The sequence below is a fragment of the Anaerolineae bacterium genome (genome assembly GCA_016931895.1).
Taxonomy (GTDB): Bacteria; Chloroflexota; Anaerolineae; order 4572-78; family J111; genus JAFGNV01.
Window position 1 is genome coordinate 43,989 of the sequence record JAFGDY010000099.1, and the last position, 17,739, is coordinate 61,727.

The window sequence follows — 17,739 nt, forward strand, 5'->3', positions numbered from 1 at the left end:
GGCTCAAACTATTCTTCGCGGTTGCCCAATTTTTCTTGGGCCTTGATTTTTTCTTGTAACATTCTCAGGGCGTAAAAGAGAGCTTCGGGGCGGGGGGGACAACCGGGCACGTAGACGTCAACGGGCAAAATTTTATCAACACCCTGGATGATGGCATAATTATTAAACGGGCCGCCGCAAGAAGCGCAATCGCCCATGGCAATCACCCACTTGGGTTCCGACATTTGGTCGTACAGCCGTTTGATGACCGGGACCATTTTATTGGACACCCGGCCGGAAACGATCAACAAATCGGCCTGGCGGGGCGAAGCCCGGAACACCTCGGAGCCAAAGCGGGCAATATCAAAGCGGGACATTCCGGCGCTGATTTGTTCGATGGCGCAGCAGGCCAAACCAAAAAGCAGCGGCCAGATGGAATAAGAGCGGCCCCAGTTGACTAGGTCTTCCAGCCGGGCCACGGCCACGCCCACCGCGCCGGTTTTATCTTGGGCCGGGTCGGTTTTAAGGGGCGGCGGGGGCGGGAGTTTTACTTCCATTCCAAGGCACCCTTTTTCCAGATGTACACGTAGCCAATGATCAACAACGCGGCAAAAATGCCCATCTCAACCAAACCAAACCATTTTAAATCCCAAAACAGCACCGCCCAGGGATAAAAGAACAGCACTTCGATGTCGAACAAAATAAAGAGCATGGCGATCATGTAATACTGAATGGGCACGCGGCGGCGGGCGCTGCCATAACTCAGCTTGCCCGACTCAATGACATCTAACTTGACCTTATTGGGCCGATGCGGGCCTAAATAGTGGGGCAGAATCAAGGCAAAGGCGGCAATAAAGGCAGCCACCAGCACAAAGATTAGAATGGGCAAATAGTCGCCGGGCATCTATGGGCTTCTCCTGGCGTGGACGAGGTAAACCTGACCGGGTGGAAGATAATACGTTAAATTCTATCACATAAAGCAGTAATCACAAAACAAAAAGCGGGGCTTTGGGAATTTCCGTGCCAAATCGTATATCGGGTAGGGGCGTCCGGCCAGACGCCCCTACGGGTAAGGCCCCGGCCTTACGGAACCCTCGCAGTGACATCTCGCCCCCAAATTGAATCACACCCCAATTAAGGCCAATCATTGCCAGCAAGTTAAAAGTTATGCTACAATAGACTCTACCGGAAATAGGTCAGTCATTTTCAGTGACTGTCACCCTAAATCCAAGCGAGCAGCCATGCCAGACAATCTTAAAGAATATCTCAAAAGCATTGAGAAATTATACCAAACCGCCCAGGCCACCGAACACAGTTACCGGGCCGCCCTGCAAACCCTGTTACAAAATCAGCAACCCGGTTTAACCGTGATTAACGAGCCAAAACGGGTTGAGTGTGGCGCGCCCGATTTAACCATTCTCAGAGATGATTTTACCATCGGTTATCTTGAGGCCAAAGACATTGGCCGGTCACTGGATGAAGCCGACAAAACCGAGCAACTCAAACGCTATAAAAGCTCACTGGATAACCTGATTTTAACCGACTATCTTGAGTTTAGATGGTATCTCAAAGGTGAACTGCATTACACGGCCAAATTGGGCGCGGCCACGGGTCAGAAAATAAAAAGAGCCGCCGACCTGACCGACGCGGAAAACCTGCTCACTCAATTTTTGGCCCAGAGCTTGGTCAAGCTCACCTCTTCCCAAGAAGTGGCTCAACGGATGGCGAAACTTACCCACCTGATTCGCACCATTGTTATCCAAACCATTGAACAAAATCACGCCTCTAACCTGTTGAAAGATTTGCGCCGGGCATTGGCTCAAACCCTGCTCCCCGGCCTGGACGAGCCGGGCCGCGTGGCCGAGTTTGCCGACATTTACGCCCAAACCATTGCCTATGGCCTTTTTGCCGCCCGATGTAACCACCAGGGCCATACCCCCTTTACCCGCGCTACCGCCGCCGCCGAAATTCCCAAAACCAACCCCTTTTTGCGCCGCCTCTTTACCGAGATCTCCGGCCCGGACTTGGCCGACGAACCCTATATCGGTTTTGTCAAAGATTTGGTACAATTGCTGGCTAATGCCGATATGGAGGCCATTCTCACCGATTTTGGCCGGCGCACCCGGCAAGAAGACCCTATTGTTCACTTTTACGAAACTTTTTTAGCCACCTATGACCCCCGCTTAAGAGAATTGCGCGGGGTATACTACACCCCCGCGCCGGTTGTCTCTTACCTTGTCCGGTCGGTTGACCACCTGCTTAAAACCCGCTTTAACCTGCCCGATGGCCTGGCCGATATTACCACCTTTACCCACAACCACCAGCAATTGCCCAAAATGTTATTGCTTGACCCCGCCGCCGGAACAGGCACTTTTTTGTATGGGGTCATTGACCATATCCGCAACCGATTCAGACAACAAGGCAACGTGGGCATGTGGAGCAGTTACGTTAAAGACCACCTGCTCAACAAACTCTATGGCTTTGAACTGTTGATGGTCCCCTACGCCGTAGCCCATTTTAAGCTGGCCATGCAATTGGCCGGGCAGGATTTGGACGAAGCGGAACGGGCCAACTGGGCTTATGATTTTGGCAGTGAGGAACGCCTAAAGATTTTCCTGACCAACACCCTGGAAGAAATAGAGCAAGAAACCCAAACCCTGTTTGGCCTGTTGCGCATTATTACCGAAGAAGCCAAAGCCGCCGCCGCAGTCAAGCGCGATTTACCTATTTTGGTGGTAATGGGCAACCCGCCCTACTCCGGCCATTCCGCCAACCGCAGTTGGACGGTTGACGCCACCGGCAAACGAACCCCCACTTTTATTGGCGAATTGATCCAGGACTATTACCGGGTTGACGGCCAGCCGTTGGGCGAGCGCAACCCCAAGTGGTTACAGGACGATTACGTTAAATTTATCCGGTGGGGGCAGTGGCGCATCGAGCAGACCGGGGCCGGCATTTTGGCCTTTATCACCAATCACGGTTATCTGGACAACCCCACTTTTAGAGGCATGCGTCAAAATCTGATGCATACCTTTACCGACATTTACCTGCTAAACCTGCATGGCAATGCCAAAAAGAAAGAAACCGCGCCCGATGGCGGCAAGGATGAAAATGTCTTTGACATCCAGCAAGGCGTAGCCATTGGCCTGTTTATTAAAGAGCCGGGCAAAACCGGCCCGGCCAACGTGTACCACGCCGATTTATGGGGAGAACGTGCTACCAAGTATGAATCGTTGGCCGGTCAAGATATAGCCTCAACTGAATGGATTGAATTTGAACCAAAGAAACCTTTTTATTTATTTGCGCCTCAAAATGTTAATTTGTTTGGCGAGTATCAACAAGGGTGGGGTATAACGGAAATCTTTGTAAACAATAATATGGGGATTACAACGGGCCGGGATGCTTTTGTTACTGATTACTCATCAGAAGAACTAAAAAACAGGCTTTCAACTTTGAAGGGGCCAGCAACCGACCAAGAAATACGTGAAACCTATAATCTTCACGACTCCTCATCTTTTTCGCTTAAAGAGGCTCGACTATGGTCAAAAAATGTAGATGCAAAGGATTGTATTATCCCCTTTGGTTATCGTTGTTTTGACCAAAGATACATCATTTATTCTTCTGCTTTATTAGCCCGTTCCCGTGAAGATATTTCTCAGCACTTCATCAAAAAAGAAAATTTAGCGCTTATTACTTTTAGAGCAATTAGGGAGTTGCCCTGGTTACATATTTTTGTATCAGATCAAATTGTCGCTAAAGAATTTATCAGCAGTTTGGACAATTGCTTTATTTTCCCCCTCTATCTCTATCCCCCACCCCGCCACCAAGAGAAGCAAACCAAAGGCGGCAAAGTGGTTTTGATGTCATTATTTGAGTCTGAAGCCGGATATACCGCCCGTCGGCCCAACCTAAACCCTAAATTTGTGCAAGATGTTGAGCAGCGGTTGGGCCTGGCCTTTACCCCGGAAGGGCAAGGGGATTTACAAACAAACTTTGGCCCGGAAGATATTTTTGATTACATTTACGCCGTGTTTCACAGCCCCACTTACCGCAGCCGTTACGCCGAATTTTTGAAAATAGATTTTCCCCGCGTCCCCCTCACCCAAAACCGGGAGTTATTCGCCGCCCTGGTCAAGTTGGGGCAGGAGTTGGTCAAGCTACACCTGCTGGAGCAAGTCCCCCCCTGGCCGGTCAGTTATCCCGTAAAAGGGGATGATACCATCGCCAGAGCATACCCCAAGTATAACGAGGCCGCCCAACGGGTTTACCTCAACAAAACCCAATATTTTGAGGGTATCGCCCCGGACGTGTGGGATTTTCACATTGGCGGGTATCAAGTGTTAGAAAAATGGCTCAAAGACCGGCAAGGACGCAAACTGTCTTATCAGGATTTGAGTCACTATCAAAAAGTTGTGGCCGCCCTCAAACAAACCATAGCCCTAATGGTGGAAATAGACAACACCATCCCCGCCTGGCCAATTCAATAGTGGTTACCGCATGGTGAATTACCTGAACCGACTTTGTTATTCATTTGCCCTGCCGGGCTTGCTGTTTGCCGCCTGCCTGCTCCCGGCCTGCGCTCTCAGCCCTTCCTCCGCGCTGGTTGACCTGGGCCTCATCACGCCCACCCCCACCCCCGACCCCTTCTTGCACTACCGCGCGGCCCTCCAGCCGGGGGCGCAAGGCGATATTGAAACTGCCGGGCCGCTGCCGCGTTATCACGTTAGCGCCCAATTGAACCCGGACGGTACGGCGCTGCACGGCGTGGCCCGGCTGGACCTGTCCCCGCCCGGGCCGGAGCTGGTTTTCCGGCTCTATCCCAACCTGGCCAACTACGGCGGCAAAATGCGCGTCACCGCAGCCCAGGTCAACGACACGCCGGTTAAAACGATGTCCCTGGCCAACGATACCGCCCTTCGTTTGGCCATACCGCCCTCGGCCGGCAATACCCGGCCAACTTTGGTCACGGTCAAGCTGGCCTTTGAAACAGAGCTGAACAGCCAACCCCATCTTGATTCATCAGATTACACCCTTTTTGGCTGGGATGGCCCGGTCCTCAGCCTGCCCGGTTTTTATCCTACCCTGGCCGTGCCGCAGGGCCAAGAATGGGCGCTCGATCAGCCTCCCGCTCACGGCGACGTGCTGTTCAACGAGGCGGCCCTCTACCAGGTTGATCTAACCCTGCCCCGCGAGTTGGTAGTGGCCGCCGGCGGCGTCACTTTGAACCTGATTGATCATCCCGGCGAAAATACGCGCACCTGGCAAATTGCCGGCGGGCCGCTGCGCGACCTCACCCTTATTGCCGGGCCGTTTCAGGCCATCAGCGAAGAGGCCGCGGGCGCTACGGTCACTTCGTATTATTTGCCCGGCCATGCCGCCGCCGGGCAGGCTGTTTTGGCCCACGCCGCCGCCTCGTTGCGGCTTTACAGCGATACCTACGGCCCCTATCCCTACACCGAACTGGACGTGGTAGAAGCGCCGCTGAACGTGCGCGGCATGGAATACAGCGGCCTGATTTTAATTGGCGAAGATTTGTACCAGGAACAACGCGAATACCTAACCTTTCTGGTGGCGCACGAAGTAGGCCATCAATGGTGGTACGCCGTGGTGGGCAACAATCCCTACCGCCATCCCTGGCTGGACGAGGGCCTGACCGAGTACGGCGCCTTTGACTATTACCGGGGCGTTTTTGGCCAGGCCGAAGCCGAACAACTGCTGACCGGCCGCTGGCAAATCCCCTTTGCCGTTGCCGCCGGCGGCGGCGTAGACGGCGCCGTGGACCGGCCGGCCGGCGATTTTGACCCAACGAGTTATGAATTACTTGTCTATGCGAAAGCTGCCCTATTTTTTAATGCCCTGCGCGAGCAACTGGGCGAGGAGACGTACCGGCAAGTGCTGCAAACCTACTACGCCGAAAATCGTTATCGCCTGGCCACTCCCCAAATCTTCCTGGCCACAGCAGAGCGCGTCTCGGGGCAAAATTTGAATCCGCTGGCCGAAGAATGGCTCAAATAGCCAATTAGTCCCATTTAGGCCAAAATTCTCCTTTTAACATTTTGATAATTGGCCTATAATAAGGACGACGAACGACCAACGACGAAGGACGAACGACGAAATTGGTCATTGGTCGTTGGTCGTTCGTCGCTTTTGCCAAAATACGCTTAGAGAGCCATTACCATGCCTCACAAGTTAACTAAACGCATCCTTTTAATTTGTCTGTTCCTACTTTTTATCCTGGCCTGCAACCCGGCAAATACTACTCCTGTTTCCCCTGACCCGCCTGCCGCCGCCGTCTCACCAACGCCATCACCCCCGCCGACGTCCTCCCCTGCGCCAACGCCTATCCCTTCTCCTGCACCCACCACTGCCGCCCCCATCGTTCCGGCCGATATCATCCCCCCGCCAAAATTCAATTTTGACGACCTGGCTCCCTACCGGCAGGCTATGCGGCCCAACTTTGCCGCCGATGTAGAGACTGTGGCCAGGGCCGGGGCCACCCGGTATTACCTTGAGGTCAGCCTGGACCCGGCCGGTTTTGCCGATGAAACCGGCCTCACCTTGAACGGGGTCGCCCAAATCTACTATACCAACACCGAAAACAAAACCCTTTCCGAAATCTATTTCCGGCTATACCCTAACCTGCCGGCCTATGGCGGCCAGATGGCGGTAGACGCCATTGCCGTGAACGGGCAAAGCGTGACCCCGACCCTGAAAGCCGAAAATTCCGCCCTGGTTGTTCCTTTGGCCCAACCGCTGCCCCCCGGCGAAACCATCACCATTAACCTGACCTACCAGGCTATGGTCCCCACCCAGCCCATGTTTGGCTACAACATTTTTATCTACAACGAGCACACTGTGACCCTGGCCGGTTTTTATCCGGCGCTGGCCGTATACGACGAAACAGGTTGGGACGTGGCCGTCCCTCCCCCTTACGGCGACGCCACTTACCTGGATGTCTCCCTTTATCAAGTAAAATTGAACGTGCCCCAAGAGATGGTGGTGGCCGCCTCCGGCAGCCTGCTCAACGCCCAAAACAACCCCGATGGGAGCAAAACCCTTACCCTGGTTTCCGGCCCAATGCGCGATTTTTACATTGCCATGCGCGATGATTATGAAATTGTTAGCAAAACGGTTGACGGGATCACGGTCAACAGCTACTACCCGCCCCAGTTGGAAAACGGCGGCCAGTCGGCCCTGCGTTACGCCGCCAACTCCCTGCGGGTATTCAACGAGCGTTTTGGCCCCTACCCTTACGCCGAGTTTGACATTGTGGCCACGCCCACCACCGCCGGGGGGGTAGAATATCCCGGGATTGTGGTGATCAACCAGCAGCTTTACGAATTTGAAGGCCCGTTTTTCCGGCAGGCCGTTTCGCACGAGGTAGCGCATCAATGGTGGTATGGGTTGGTGGGCAATGATCAAATTGAAGAACCCTGGCTCGACGAGGCGCTCACCAATTACAGCACGGTTTTTTACTGGCAAGAAGTTGAGGGCGAAAAAATGGCCGAGCGCGTCATCGAAGGCTATTTTCTGACCCCCTACGAAACAGCCGTAGAGATGGGCGAAGACAGAGCAGTGCTTGGCCCGGTTGGCGACTTTTCGGAAAGGGATTACGGCATTTTTGTGTACGGCAAAGGCCCGCTCTTTTTTCATGCCTTGCGCCGGGAAGTTGGCGACGACGTTTATCTCAAGATTATGCAAACTTATTGTACTAACTATAAATACAAAATTGCCCAGGCCAACGATCTGCTGGCCACCATTGAACAAGTTTCCGGCCAAAACATAGATTCTCTTTTTGAAACATGGCTGCAAAAAAGCAAAAACCAGCCCAATCGGTCTGCTACGGCCAATAGGTGACTATGCGTAAGCAGGATGAGGCCGACACTTTTGTGGAGCGACAATCTGAATGTCATTTCGAGGCCATAGGCCGAAAAATCTCCTTCTAAAGGTACGATTTTAAGAAGATTTCTCCCTTCGGTCGAAATGACATAATATTACGCCTGCGCTCCAAAAATAGTACTTTAAGCTACTATTTTCCCCCCCCAGGACATGATATAATAAACAAGTCCAATATCTTATTCCTCAAGGAGTGACTCTCAATGCCAGCACCGAGCCTGAAACGGATAGGTGAAACTCCCAGCCCAGAAAAAACTGCCGCCCCCGGCCCCACTCCAACCCCGGCTGGCGCACCCAAAATAGGCTTGCCCCTTGAACCCGACGATCCCACCGCCCCGCCCCAACGAGGCTCTATCAGCCGCCAGCGGGCCGAACAACTGCGGCTGCAACTGTGGCTGGCCGACAAGCTGCGCCAATCCATTGCCCCGGAACAACCCCTTGACGTGCCCCTGGAACGCACGCCCGAACGAGAGCAATTGGTGCAGCAGCGTTACCAACAGGCCAAACAAAGGGCCAATATCACCATCCCGCCCGGCGTTTCCGAACAGACGTTTTTCAACAATATCCTTGACGAAATTTTTGGCTTTGGCCCGCTTGAGGTTCTCTTTAGAGAAGACAGCATTTCAGAAGTTATGGTCAACGGCCCTTACATCATCTACATTGAACAAAAAGGCAAAATCAGCGAGTCTGGCCTTAAATTTTTAGACGACGACCACGTAGAACGCATCATCAAACGCATTGTCAAACCGCTGGGCCGGGTGGTTGACGAGAACTTTCCCCTGGTTGACGCCCGCCTGCCCGACGGGTCGCGGGTAAACGCCGTCATTCGGCCCTGCGCCATTGACGGCCCCAGCATTACCGTGCGTAAATTCTCTAAAGAAAGATTGACCATTGAAAACCTGATCAACTTTGGCTCCATCACGCCCGACATGGCCGAATTTCTCCGCGCCTGTGTGGTTTCCCGGCTCAATATTGTGGTTTCCGGCGGCACCGGCTCCGGCAAAACCACTTTGCTGAACATCCTCTCCAGCTTTATTCCCGAAGATGAGCGGATTGTTACCATTGAAGATGCGGCGGAATTACAATTACAACAGCGGCACGTGGTCCGCCTGGAAACCAAAAAATCCACCCCGGTCAACCCCAATGAGATTTCCATCAGAGACCTGGTGGTCAACTCGCTGCGCATGCGGCCGGAACGGGTGGTCATTGGCGAGTGCCGCAGCGGCGAGGCTTTGGACATGCTCCAGGCCATGAACACCGGCCACGACGGCAGCCTGACCACCATTCACGCCAACTCGCCCCGCGATTGCATTTCTCGCCTGGAGACCCTGGTGCTGATGGCCGGGGTTGATTTGCCGCTCCAAGTGGTGCGCCGGCAAATTGCTTCCGCCGTCCACCTGATTGTGCAAGCCAGCCGCCTGCGCGACGGCTCCCGCAAAGTGGTTTACATTACCGAAATCCAGGGCATTGAGGGCGATACGGTGGTGCTGCAAGATATTTTCAAATTCATTGAACAGGGCGAACAAGAGGGCAAAGTGGTCGGCGAGATGGAAGCCGGCGGGCTGCGCCCCAAGTGCGAGCCAAAATTAAAGCAGCACGGTTTTAATTTGCCGGCCTCAATGTTTATGAAAGGCGGCGCTTGACGACTGCTGAGAGCTAAGTTGCGGCGCTGCCGCATGCTCTGGACAAAACCATGTTACTGTTACCAGACACACCTGATGTTCGGTCACGTTTAGATCTTTTATATTTAGTTACCCGCGAGTTCAACGCCGGTCTGGATATTGACCAGGTGTTAAATCGAGTTTTGGCCGCCACCGTCGCCTCGGTAGGCGCGGCCGACGCCAGCCTCTTTTTGTTTGACGACAACGGCGAACTGGAAAACTTTTTTCTGATCAGCGGCTTTCAGATGCAAGAACGCAGCCGGGCCACCATGGAAGCCATTCACCAAAAAGGATTAATTGCCTGGGTTAAAGAACACCGCCAGGAAGCCATTGTTAAAGACACCGCCACCGATAAACGCTGGTACAAAGACAAAAACAACCTTGAACTGAGCAAAGTAGGCAGCGCCGTTTCCGTGCCCATTCAATTGCCCGACCAATTGCTGGGCGTGATCACCATTACCGCCACCGAGCCAAACTACTTTGACGAAAGTAACCTGGCCATGCTGTCCATCATTGCCGACCAGGCCGCTTTTGCCATTGCCAACGCCCGGCTTTTTAAGGCCGAACAACATCGCCGCCGCCTGGCCGACACCCTGGCCTCAATTGCCCACACCATTAATTCCACCCTTGATCTTAACAAAGTACTCAAACTTATCCTGGAGCAACTGGCCCTGGTTATTGAGTATGATAGCTGCTCCATCTTTCTGTACGATGAAGAGGGCGACCGTCTGGTGGCCCGCGCGGCCCATGGCTTTGATAAAACGGTGCTGGCCGACGCCCTGGGTACGGTATTGCCAATGACCGAAAGTTTGCCCAACTACCGGGTTTTTAAGCGGAAAAAGGCCGTGGTAATTCCAGACGTTGGCGCCGAACCCGGCTGGTTGAAAACGCCTTCCTCGGCCAAAATCCAAAGTTGGATAGGGGTTCCCCTGATAACGCGCAATAAAGTGCTGGGCATGCTCACCATTGACAGCCACCAGGTGAACAAATACAGCGAAGACAATATCAAAGACGTGGTGGCCTTTGCCGAGCAGGCCACCACGGCCGTGACCAACGCCCAGGTTTTTACCCTGCTGCAAAATGCCGAAGCCAGTTACACCGCCCTTTTTGAAGATAACACGGATATGATTATCATTTCTAACTACCAGGGCGTCATCCTTAACGTTAACCGTAAAGCCCGCCAGATGTTATGGCGGGCCAAAGAAGAATTTCTGGGCAACCAGGTTTCGCTCATTGATCCCAGCTTAAAAGATTACCTGGTGGAAAAGAAGCGGCGGTTGAAAGCCTGGCAAGAGGTGTCGTTTGAGGTGGAGGTGGTCAATGCCCACCAGCAGACCATCCCTTTAGAGTTTAAAGCTCGCCAGGTGCACTACGATGGGAAAGATTGTGTGCAATGGGTAGGCCGGGATATTTCCACCCGCAAAGAAGCCGAAAGATTGCGGCAAGACCTGGTTAAAATGCTGGTGCATGATTTGCGCGGCCCCCTGGGTAATCTGATTAGTACCATTGATTTACTGCCCCGCCTCATTGGCTCAACCACCGATAATCCCTCACTTGACCAGGTTTTAAGGATGGCCCGGCGTAACAGCCAGGAACTCAAAGACCTGATCGACTCGATGCTGGATGTGAGCCGGCACGAGCAGGGCCAGGTGCCCCTGCAACGCAAAGAAGTTAAGTTAGAAAAGATCATCCAAACGGTCAAAGACCAAGTTACGCCGCGAGCGGCCACCAAAGATATGGACCTTATCTTCACCCCCCTGCCCGACCTGCCGCCGTTGTGGGTGGATGAAAACATGATCCGGCGGGTGCTGGTCAACCTTATTGACAATGCCATCAAGTACACGCCCAATAAGGGCCAAATAACCATAACCGCTACTCACGAAAACAAGGCCGCCCACATTGCCATCTCCGATAACGGGCCGGGCATTCGCCCGGAAGACCAGGGCCGTATTTTTGAAAAGTTTTCCAGAGTGGACCATTCCGCCAACGCGCCCGCCGGGGTGGGCCTGGGCCTGGCCTTCTGTAAGCTGGCCGTTGACGCTCACGGCGGCGCCATCTCCATCCAAAGCGAAGGCGTGGCCGGTAAAGGCAGCACGTTTCACGTTCTGCTTCCCATTACCACAAACCCCCAATAGCCCGCGCGGAGCCGACGCTTCCATCGGCAGATTGCCCTTTTGCGGTGACATCCCTTTAAGTTAATTTGCGCTTTGATCTGGAAAAAATATACTCAGTAGAGTCAGATCTGTCGTAGGGCGGCATCCCTATGCCGCCCACTATGTCATTTCGACCGAAGGGAGAAATCCCCACAATGCTGCTTTTACTAAAAATTTGGCCGGTATGAGCCTCGATTTAATTGCCCAATATTACGATTTAATCCATAACAATTTTAACGACGATGGGCCAATGTGGGAAACGCTGGCCCGGCAGGCCAACGGCCCTATTTTGGAAATAGGCTGCGGCACGGGCCGATTGCTGCTGCCGCTGGCGCAACAAGGGCACACCCTGGCCGGTATTGATTTATCCGCAGTGGCTTTGCGTGCGGCCCAAACCAAAATCAAGTCCGCCGGATTATCTGAGCGGATAACCCTGCACCGGGCAGATATGCGCCATTTTGACCTGCCCCAAAAAGATTTTGCCCTGGCCCTGCTGGCCCTCAACACCTTTATGCACTGCCTTACTCTTGACGAGCAACTGGCTACGCTGCAAGCCATTTATGGCCATCTGCGCGCTACTGCTCCCGGCGCTCCGGCAGGCCAACTCATCATTGACCTGTTCTACCCCGACCCCACCCTGCTGGCCGAAGCCGACGGGCGGCTCTACTTTGAAGACGAAACTATCAACGAACTGACCGGCCACACCGTGCAATGGTACTGGCGACACGAAATTGACCTGGAACATCAACTGCGCCACCTGGTTTACATTTTGGATGAGCTGGATGAAGCGGGCGTGGTGCGCCGCGCCCAAATCCCCTTCTCGCTGCGCTTTGTCTATCGTTACGAGATGGAGTTGTTGCTACAGGCCAGCGGGTTTGCCCTGGAAACTATCTACGGCAATTACCAACTTGAGCCGTTCCACGGCCACAGCCCCAGGATGATTTTTGTAGCCCGGAAAGTGTAGGGTCATTCAGGAGATCAAAATGGGGACGCCTTGCGCCGGGGTGGGCGTGGGGGTAGGTGTAGGCGTTGGCGTGGGGACCGGGGTGAAAGTTGGCGTGGTCGAGGGAACCACAGCCGGGTCGGGAGGCCGGTGTTCCAGCTTGGTGACCAAATGCCACAATAAATGAAGCTGATCATCCAAAATGGCCTGCAAAGTGGGGTCATCATCACCTTGACGTTTCAACAATTCTGGCGTTTGGTTGAAGATGGTTGGACCTTTGGCGGCCAACTGCGGCTGCCTTGCCGCAAAGTCTGCCCGACGCATTTTCAGGCTGACCTGCGCCCCCGGCAGCAGGCGGAGCGGTTTCATTGGATCGGCGGTCTGCACCGGATGAACCCGCAGCAAAAATTCATAATGGTCGTAAAAAACTAACACCTGCGCCAACAAATAATAGGTTTCATTGTTTTGCGTGACCACCTGCATAGGTTGGAGCCGATTCAATAACACCCCTTCTCGCCGGGCGGCAAACTCTTCTGCCAGAGCATCTGGGGTAATCATAAACTTCTCGGTGGTGTGGTGGGCGGCAAAATTGGTCGCTAACGGGGACAAATCAATGACGGCCCGGCTGTTATCGTTAAAGGTTACCCAAACGGCTACATGCTCAACCAAATCACCCAAATCAGCCACCGGCGCGCTCAAGTCAAAACTGCCCAAGGCCGCCCAACGAACTTGCGGGGAATCCATCAAAGCATTACGCACGGCGTAGGCCAGCACAAAACTATCTACGGCCGGCCAGTCAGCCGGATCGGCCGCTTGGCGGGGATAGGCCAGTTTGGCCACTTCACCATCGGGTTGAGTTTCAATTGTTACGCGCGTTTCGTTTAACAGCAGCAATGGAGCCAGGCCAAACTCCATTTCACCTAACTTGGCCTGGGTGGCATTTAAAGCCGCCACATTTTCATCAACCGCCCGATTGATCGGTCTGGTTGGCATTAAGGTGGGAGTTGAGTTTCTCATAGAGTTAGCGTTACAGGCCAACAAGAGGGCCATCATCAGCAAAAGAGCGATAATATTGCCCCCTCTTCTCAAAAACGCGCGGCTGCCCAAACGGCAATATTTTGTTTGCGCCATCAGCATATTTCCCCCACTTTGGCCTACCCCAGAAATTATAGCTTCACTGTCACCCAAGGTCAACGCCTGATAAGAAGGCATTTTCATTTGTCTCCCAAAATTGACTTGCAGCCGTTCCGAGTCTACCATGAAGGGCAAATGTGCCAGTAACTGCAACTAAAGGTTAATAATGATCAAAACTGTTTCTGCCGTCCGGTATATTACCCCCTTACGCGAGGGAGGCTCGCTCCCGGCTGTGGTTGAAGCCAATGACGGAAAAATGTACGTAATGAAATTTGTGGGGGCGGGCCAGGGGTCAAAAGCCCTGATTGCCGAATTGGTGGCCGGAGAAATTGGCCGCGCCCTGGGCTTGCACGTGCCGGAGCTTGTTTTACTGGAGTTGGACTCCCGGCTGGGCCGCTCCGAGCCAAATCCCGAAATCCAGGATTTGCTGCAACGCAGCGCCAACCGGCTGAATTTGGGCCTGCGCTACCTGCCCAATGCCTTTGAGTTTAACATTCTCCTGAAACCACCGCCCGACCCCCGCCTGGCCTCAACTATTGTTTGGTTCGACGCCTATATCACCAATGTTGACCGCACCGCGCGGAATGTGAATATGCTGCTGTGGCAAAAGAATCTATGGCTCATTGACCATGGCGCTGCCCTTTACTTTCATCACGATTGGCACAATTATCTGGACCGCAGTAAAAGCCCTTTTAATCAAATCAAAAACCACACCCTCATCTCTTTGGCCAGCGCCCTGCGCGAAACCGACCGGACCCTGTCTCCTCGCCTCACCCCGGCGGTCATTCGCCAGATCATTGCGCTTATCCCCGACGAGTGGCTGGCTCAGGAAACCAGCTTTGCCAACCTGGCCGCACATCGCCAGGCTTATGTGGACTATCTGCTCAGTAGATTAGCGGCGTCAGCCATTTTTGTTGAGGAAGCGATCCATGCCCACCACCAGCTCGTATGATTATGCCATTGTGCGGGTTGTGCCTTACGTTGAGCGGGAGGAATTTATCAATGTCGGGGTTATTCTCTTTTGCCGGGAGCAGAATTTTTTGGCCGCGCGGGTTGAGTTAAACCGGGACCGTTTAGCCGCCCTGGCCCCGGACCTTGATGAGCATAAGGTGGATGAGATTGAAACGCTCCTGAAGCTGATTCCAGGCCTGTGCGCCGGTAACCAGAGTCCTGTTGGCCGGTTGAGTCAAACAGAACGATTTCATTGGCTGGTCAACCCCCGCAGCACTTCCATTCAAATTTCGCCGGTGCATCCAGGGGTGTGCGCCGACCCAAGCGCAATGCTGGATCATCTGATGGAGACAATGGTTTTACAAAAAAACTCCCCAAGGTTTGGCAAACCTTGAGGGTCTCATCCATCCCGGCAACAACCAAGGCCAAAAATCAAAGCAGCAAAAAAAGATACCAAGGCGGCCATAAAAAATACAGCGTAGCCATTGAAGTTGTCCCACAAATAGCCGGCCATCACAGAGCCTAAACTCCAACCAAACCCGGACATAGCCGCGCCCACCAAAGTTTGGGCGGTGGCGCTTAAACCCGGCGGGGCCAACTCGCTCACATAACCCACCGCCGCTACCCAATAGATACCAAAGCAAATACCCGAGCCAAATACCACCATAATCACCTGCCCTGGCGTTTTGCTCAACCCAACGCAAGCCCAAACCAGAACAAAGCCAACCAACGCCACCAGGATCAGGCGACGGTAACTATAACGGGCAAACCAGCGCACCCCAAAATACATAATCGGTATCTCTAATAGAGCATTGCAGGCCCAGGCCAGGCCCACCTGTTGTTCGTTTCCGCCCAGGGCCAAAATCTGTAAAGCCAAAAAATTAATATAACCGGCCATACCCATGCCAAACAGGATGACGGCGATCAAAAAGGAAACATAATGCCGCTGCCCCATTAATACCCGGATACCTTGCCCAATACTAACCCTTTGGTCCACGCTTTGCACCGGCAATAAAAAACTTAGGGCCACACAGCCAATGCCCAAAAGCACTGCGTGCAACCAAAAAACCAGCGATAAATTATGGACAGACAAGAACTGCCCCAACCCAAAAGAAACCAGCACAAAGCCAACGGTACCCCATAACCGCTGGCGGCCATAACTGCCCCCCACTTGCTTAACCAGGTCCATCACCGTACTATCCACAATGGCTCCAATGGGTGTGCGGAAAAAAGTGAGCGCCATCACCAAACCCACAAACAGCCAAAAACCATCTAACCACAAAAAAAACAGCACCACGGTCCCGGCCATGAGCGCGCACAAGGCCAAAACCTGGCGATGAATTTGCCAGCGGTCCGCAATAGCGCCCCAAATGGGGTTAGCGATCAGGGCCATTACCGGCGCAATGCTGCCCAGCCAGCCAATCTGAGAGCCGCTCAAGCCTTTCTGCTGCAAAAAAACGTTAAAGAAGGGCGCCATGCAACCAACCCCCCCAAAAAAGAGAAGATAGTAGAGTTTGGCCACCCATAAACCCTGTTTAACCGAACGCGCTCCGATAGCAGGGTTGACCATCGGCACGGTACGTGGTTGGCGATAAATGATTGGGGTTCCTTTGCGCGTAAATTTTCCAAAACAAAAAAGGACAAACTCCATGTTTGGCCCAAAACATAAATTAACACATAAGCGCAGAGTTGGCAATATTGACAGGGTGGGGGGGAAAGTGTTATACTCGCCCAAAACCGGGGAACGGATGTGTTCCAAATAACTCAAAAAGGAGAAGAATGATGATGAAAAAAAATTATCTCAGTAACCGGCTGCCGTTTTTGATGTTGGCCCTGGGCCTGGCTTTGGTTATTGCGGCCTGCGGCGGCCAACCGTCAACCTCAGCCCCGCCAGAACAAGCGCCGGCCCAAGCAGAAAAACCAACCATCAAGTTAGCCGAGAACCCCTGGTCAGGCTCGCAGGTGAATGTGGCCGTGGCCAAGATTCTCATTGAAGAAAAATTGGGCTACCCGGTAGAGATCGTCACCATTGACGAAAACGCCCAATGGCCGGCCCTGGCCAATGGCGACCTGCACGCCAGCCTGGAAGTATGGCCGTCGGGTCACGCCGAAAATGTGGCGCAATACATTGACGAGCAAAAGGTGGTAGAAAACATTGGGCTGCTTGGCCCGGTTGGCGAAATTGGCTGGTTTATGCCCGCCTACATGCTGGAAGATCATCCTGAATTGGCCACCTGGGAAGGCTTTAAAGACCCGACCAACGCCAAACTCTTTAGCACCGCCGAAACCGGCGACAAGGGCCAATTTTTGGCCGGCGATCCCAGTTGGGTGCAATACGACGCCGATATTATCAAAAATTTGGGCCTGAACTTTCAGGTGGTCACCGCCGGCTCGGAGGAAGCAATTTTGGCCGCTTTAGACTCGGCCAATAGCCGCCAAGAACCTATCCTCTTCTACTTCTGGACGCCCCACTCCGTCCATGCCCAGTACGACCTGGTGCAGGTAGAACTCCCGCCCTACAGCGATGAATGTTACGCCAAGATAGAGTCCGGGGGGGTTGACTGCGCCTATCCGGCGGATGAGTTGTTCAAGATTGCGGCCGCCAGCCTCAAAACCGATGCGCCGGACGTTTACCAATTCCTCAAAAACTTCAATTACACTACCAAAGACCAAATCTCAATGATTGCCGCCGTGGAATTGGAGAACAAGAGTCCCGCCGAAGCGGCCCGCGCCTGGCTTGAGGCAAACGAAGCAACATGGCAAGCCTGGTTGCCCTGATTTCTGACCAACGACGGACGACCAACGACCAATGACCAACGACCAATTTCGTCGTTCGTCGTCATCCGCTGGATGTGACAGACATTGTTAGAAAGTAAAAAAAACAGGCTCCCCGTTTGAGAGCCTGTTTTTTTATTTACATGGTTATACTCAGCCTCATGTCATTTCGAGGCCGTAGGCCGAGAAATCTCCTTTTCAAGGGACGACTTCAAGGAGATTTCTCCCTTCGGTCGAAATGACATGC

Annotated in this window: 13 protein-coding genes; 9 read left to right on the forward strand and 4 right to left on the reverse strand. The window is 53.4% G+C overall.

Annotated elements, in window-relative coordinates:
* Positions 1–8: 8 nt before the first annotated feature.
* Positions 9–536, reverse strand: a complete 528-nt coding sequence (locus JW953_07840) for an NADH-quinone oxidoreductase subunit B (protein MBN1992604.1) — start codon at positions 534–536, stop codon at positions 9–11.
* On the reverse strand, positions 527–883 hold the full coding sequence (locus JW953_07845; GenBank protein MBN1992605.1) for an NADH-quinone oxidoreductase subunit A: 357 nt from the start codon (positions 881–883) through the stop codon (positions 527–529). The genes JW953_07840 and JW953_07845 overlap by 10 nt, the downstream gene beginning before the upstream one ends.
* A gap of 337 nt (positions 884–1,220) precedes the next feature.
* On the opposite strand from JW953_07845, the gene JW953_07850 reads away from it, so the two are divergent.
* From JW953_07850 to JW953_07875, 6 genes are all read left to right on the forward strand, one after another.
* Positions 1,221–4,466, forward strand: coding sequence for an N-6 DNA methylase (locus JW953_07850; GenBank protein MBN1992606.1), 3,246 nt, complete (start codon positions 1,221–1,223; stop codon positions 4,464–4,466).
* Positions 4,467–4,476: 10 nt separating this feature from the next.
* A complete protein-coding gene (locus JW953_07855) occupies positions 4,477–5,994 on the forward strand; it encodes a M1 family metallopeptidase (protein ID MBN1992607.1) in 1,518 nt (505 codons plus the stop codon).
* A gap of 162 nt (positions 5,995–6,156) precedes the next feature.
* On the forward strand, positions 6,157–7,836 hold the full coding sequence (locus JW953_07860; GenBank protein ID MBN1992608.1) for a M1 family metallopeptidase: 1,680 nt from the start codon (positions 6,157–6,159) through the stop codon (positions 7,834–7,836).
* Positions 7,837–8,078: 242 nt separating this feature from the next.
* The gene (locus tag JW953_07865) at positions 8,079–9,518 is read left to right on the forward strand and encodes a CpaF family protein (GenBank protein MBN1992609.1); all 1,440 of its coding nucleotides are present in this window, start codon (positions 8,079–8,081) and stop codon (positions 9,516–9,518) included.
* 50 nt (positions 9,519–9,568) lie between these two features.
* A complete protein-coding gene (locus tag JW953_07870) occupies positions 9,569–11,671 on the forward strand; it encodes a GAF domain-containing protein (GenBank protein ID MBN1992610.1) in 2,103 nt (700 codons plus the stop codon).
* 202 nt (positions 11,672–11,873) lie between these two features.
* Positions 11,874–12,653, forward strand: coding sequence for a class I SAM-dependent methyltransferase (locus JW953_07875; GenBank protein MBN1992611.1), 780 nt, complete (start codon positions 11,874–11,876; stop codon positions 12,651–12,653).
* 6 nt (positions 12,654–12,659) lie between these two features.
* Here the strand turns inward: JW953_07875 and JW953_07880 are convergent, their stop codons facing one another.
* Complete coding sequence (locus tag JW953_07880; protein MBN1992612.1) at positions 12,660–13,763, reverse strand: hypothetical protein; 1,104 nt, start codon at positions 13,761–13,763, stop codon at positions 12,660–12,662.
* 169 nt (positions 13,764–13,932) lie between these two features.
* Here JW953_07880 and JW953_07885 point away from each other — a divergent pair, with 169 nt between their 5' ends.
* Positions 13,933–14,718: an aminotransferase class I and II gene (locus JW953_07885; protein MBN1992613.1), complete on the forward strand. Its 786-nt coding sequence runs from the start codon at positions 13,933–13,935 to the stop codon at positions 14,716–14,718.
* Positions 14,696–15,112, forward strand: coding sequence for a DUF3037 domain-containing protein (locus JW953_07890; protein ID MBN1992614.1), 417 nt, complete (start codon positions 14,696–14,698; stop codon positions 15,110–15,112). Before JW953_07885 ends, JW953_07890 begins: the two co-directional genes overlap by 23 nt.
* 5 nt (positions 15,113–15,117) lie before the next feature.
* On the opposite strand, the gene JW953_07895 is transcribed toward JW953_07890, so the two are convergent.
* Positions 15,118–16,287 carry an MFS transporter gene (locus JW953_07895; GenBank protein MBN1992615.1) on the reverse strand — a complete coding sequence of 390 codons (1,170 nt, stop codon included), beginning with the start codon at positions 16,285–16,287 and terminating at the stop codon, positions 15,118–15,120.
* A 209-nt stretch (positions 16,288–16,496) separates the two neighbouring features.
* Here JW953_07895 and JW953_07900 point away from each other — a divergent pair, with 209 nt between their 5' ends.
* Positions 16,497–17,495 carry an ABC transporter substrate-binding protein gene (locus JW953_07900; protein MBN1992616.1) on the forward strand — a complete coding sequence of 333 codons (999 nt, stop codon included), beginning with the start codon at positions 16,497–16,499 and terminating at the stop codon, positions 17,493–17,495.
* The last annotated feature ends 244 nt before the right edge of the window (positions 17,496–17,739 follow it).

What these genes read in the sequence shown, in the direction of transcription:
- JW953_07840 (MBN1992604.1), bottom strand. Translation starts at nt 536, where the DNA reads ATGGAAGTAAAACTCCCGCCCCCGCCGCCCCTTAAAACCGACCCGGCC.
- JW953_07845 (MBN1992605.1), bottom strand. Translation starts at nt 883, where the DNA reads ATGCCCGGCGACTATTTGCCCATTCTAATCTTTGTGCTGGTGGCTGCC.
- JW953_07850 (MBN1992606.1), top strand. Translation starts at nt 1,221, where the DNA reads ATGCCAGACAATCTTAAAGAATATCTCAAAAGCATTGAGAAATTATAC.
- JW953_07855 (MBN1992607.1), top strand. Translation starts at nt 4,477, where the DNA reads ATGGTGAATTACCTGAACCGACTTTGTTATTCATTTGCCCTGCCGGGC.
- JW953_07860 (MBN1992608.1), top strand. Translation starts at nt 6,157, where the DNA reads ATGCCTCACAAGTTAACTAAACGCATCCTTTTAATTTGTCTGTTCCTA.
- JW953_07865 (MBN1992609.1), top strand. Translation starts at nt 8,079, where the DNA reads ATGCCAGCACCGAGCCTGAAACGGATAGGTGAAACTCCCAGCCCAGAA.
- JW953_07870 (MBN1992610.1), top strand. Translation starts at nt 9,569, where the DNA reads ATGTTACTGTTACCAGACACACCTGATGTTCGGTCACGTTTAGATCTT.
- JW953_07875 (MBN1992611.1), top strand. Translation starts at nt 11,874, where the DNA reads ATGAGCCTCGATTTAATTGCCCAATATTACGATTTAATCCATAACAAT.
- JW953_07880 (MBN1992612.1), bottom strand. Translation starts at nt 13,763, where the DNA reads ATGGCGCAAACAAAATATTGCCGTTTGGGCAGCCGCGCGTTTTTGAGA.
- JW953_07885 (MBN1992613.1), top strand. Translation starts at nt 13,933, where the DNA reads ATGATCAAAACTGTTTCTGCCGTCCGGTATATTACCCCCTTACGCGAG.
- JW953_07890 (MBN1992614.1), top strand. Translation starts at nt 14,696, where the DNA reads ATGCCCACCACCAGCTCGTATGATTATGCCATTGTGCGGGTTGTGCCT.
- JW953_07895 (MBN1992615.1), bottom strand. Translation starts at nt 16,287, where the DNA reads ATGGTCAACCCTGCTATCGGAGCGCGTTCGGTTAAACAGGGTTTATGG.
- JW953_07900 (MBN1992616.1), top strand. Translation starts at nt 16,497, where the DNA reads ATGATGATGAAAAAAAATTATCTCAGTAACCGGCTGCCGTTTTTGATG.